This window comes from Methylobacterium sp. WL116 (assembly GCF_008039455.1).
Lineage (GTDB): Bacteria > Pseudomonadota > Alphaproteobacteria > Rhizobiales > Beijerinckiaceae > Methylobacterium.
In genome coordinates, this window is the sequence record NZ_VRUV01000844.1 from 1 (window position 1) to 1,306 (window position 1,306).

Here is a 1,306-nt window from a genome sequence, read left to right on the forward strand (position 1 = left end):
CCACCGAGGCTGTGTGAAAAGAGGACGTCACGCTGTGGCTGTCCGGCCCCTCGGGAGAGCAGCGGGCAGGCTTTTCGACCGCCTGCATCCTTGGTCGTTGCAAGATCGCAAGGAAGCTCAAAGAAATCTGCAGCGTCGCTTGCTTGATCCCTAGACCTCAAATTCTCGACAGACAACTAGCGATTTCGAACGATATAAATTTGATATGATACGTTTTGTGTTAGACTTGGCCTCTGACGGAGGCTTGGTATGACACGCTTTGTTCAAGCTGCAGATCGCCACCAGGTCGTACTGCTTCCTGATTGCCTGGACGATTACGTCACGCACGATAACCCGGCCCGCGTCGTCGATGCGTTTGTCGATGAATTGGATCTGGCAGCCCTCGGCTTTGCCGGCGTGACGCCCGCCGCGACCGGTCGCCCCGGCTATCACCCCGCGACGTTATTGAAGCTCTACTTGTACGGATACCTCAACCAGATCCCGTCGAGTCGACGCCTGGAACGGGAGGCCGGCCGCAATGTCGAGCTGATGTGGCTGATCGGACGCCTCGCACCCGACTTCAAGACGATCGCCGACTTCCGACGCGAGAACGGGGACGCGCTTGGCGCGACCTGTCGGCACTTCGTGATGCTCTGCCGGCAAGTCGGTCTCCTGGCCGGAGGCGTCTTGGCCGTCGACGGCAGCCGGTTCAAGGCCGTGAACACGCGCGACCGGAACTTCACCCCGGCCGCGGTCCGCAGGCGCATCGAGCAGGTCGAGACGAGCATCGTGCGCTACCTCGCGGCCCTCGATACCGCCGACCGTCAGGAGGCCGAGGTGACGGAGCTCCGAACCCCACGCCTGAAGGAGCGGCTCTCCGCACTCCGGGATCGGCTGCGCGCGCTGCAGGCGATGGAGACGCTCGTCGCGGCCGCGCCGGACCGACAGATCTCGCTGACCGACCCCGATGCGCGGGCCATGGCGACGAACGGCAAGGGCACCGGGCTCGTCGGCTACAACGTTCAGGCCGCGGTGGACACGAAGCATCACCTCGTCGTCGCCCATGAAGTGACCAATGTCGGCCACGACCGCACCCAACTCGCCAACATGGCAGGCCAGGCGCAGAGCGCCATCGACCAGGAGAACATCCAGGTCCTGGCGGATCGCGGCTACTTCTCCGGCGAGGAGATCCTGGCCTGCGACCGGGCGGGGATCGCGGTCACGCTCCCCAAACCGATGACATCCGGTGCGAAGGCCGAGGGCCGCTTCGGCAAGCAGGACTTCGTCTACCAGGCGGGCGACGACACATACCGCTGCCCGGGAGACC

General features: G+C 64.1%; 1 protein-coding gene. It reads left to right on the forward strand.

What is annotated here, in order from left to right; translation table 11 throughout:
- Window positions 1-249: 249 nt before the first annotated feature.
- Window positions 250-1,306, forward strand: a 1,057-nt coding sequence (locus FV223_RS27850; protein ID WP_147729901.1) for an IS1182 family transposase, incomplete at its 3' end; no start/stop codon positions are given.